At 37.3% G+C, this 1153-nt stretch carries 2 protein-coding genes; both read left to right on the top strand.

Going from position 1 to position 1153, the window contains the following annotated elements; translation table 11 throughout:
- Window positions 1–421, top strand: a 421-nt coding sequence (locus ABR397_RS22735; protein ID WP_350307691.1) for an RHS repeat-associated core domain-containing protein, incomplete at its 5' end; no start/stop codon positions are given.
- A complete protein-coding gene (locus ABR397_RS22730) occupies window positions 393–980 on the top strand; it encodes a hypothetical protein (RefSeq protein ID WP_350307690.1) in 588 nt (195 codons plus the stop codon). The genes ABR397_RS22735 and ABR397_RS22730, both read left to right, overlap by 29 nt.
- The last annotated feature ends 173 nt before the right edge of the window (window positions 981–1153 follow it).

Here is a 1153-nt window from a genome sequence, read left to right as displayed (position 1 = left end):
ATCAGGGCTTTGCTACAATCGGCACCGTTATTATTTGCCGGAAGGCTGTTGTTACCTCAGCCCTGACCCTTTGGGGTTAGCAGGAGGAGTAAATCTTTATAGTTACGTGCATAATCCGACGGGTTGGATCGATCCGCTCGGATTGGCGAGATGTCACTTAAATAACCCAAAGAAAAAAGTAAATAGTGCAGAAATAGGAGATATCGTTAGAACACCAACCTCTCATCCAGATGATTTTGTTAAAGTGAAAGGCGGTAATTACAAAAATAAGAACACGGATGAGATATGGAGTAAAAGTAATACAGCACATAGTGATAAAATGGGAGAGTGGAAGGTTGGTATTGGAAAGTCAGAACCTAAACCAAGACATAAAATAACTATAGGTATGAGTGATGGAAAAATCATTAAAGTTGATAAATAATAATTTTTCACTAAATGAGTTTAATTTTAGTGGATTTAGTTCATCTGTAAATTGGGTTGGTTATTTCGAAAGGAAGTATAGTTTCTCTTATCATCTCCTTGATGAAGCTATTGAATTATTTTCCGACTTTTTTAAAGGAAAACATGGTAATTCAACAATTATAACTGCTCTTTCGTTTGATGATGATAAAGAAGATGATATAGAAACACTTACGAGATATCAAAAGCTCTATCATAATGCCAAAGAAAGAAGAATGTTACTTCCAATGACAGAAAGTTATGAGAGTTATTTGTATGGAGATACATTATTACCAGCACACTCATTAAGTTTTAGCTTTACAGAAGATGATTTTATAGATATATCAAAACTTATTATGTGTCATTCTGGAGTAATAGGTCAGGTCTGCTTTTACATAAATCCAATGCTCAATATAGCTGTTTATCCCCATGAAGATACTGGTTTTGGATGCATGGCTCTCAATGAAACAAAAGCTACATGTATTGATTTCTTAAGATATTGTGAGAAAAACGAGAACTTCAATGTTTTTATAGATAAATAATTCGATATTTGGAAATTCACCTTCTAATTCTCTTTGAATATGACGAGCAGGACCGGATAGTCCGGGAAATCCAGCCATACGGGGAAATTCGGCGTCACTACCCGGATAACCGCACCGTCGGGCGGCAGCTGCTGACGGGCGAAACGGACCCGGTTGCAGGGCCCGCCCGCTTC

Origin of the sequence: Photorhabdus viridis, assembly GCF_040256935.1 — a bacterium.
GTDB lineage: Bacteria > Pseudomonadota > Gammaproteobacteria > Enterobacterales > Enterobacteriaceae > Photorhabdus > Photorhabdus viridis.
This window is presented reverse-complemented; position numbering and strand designations above follow the sequence as displayed.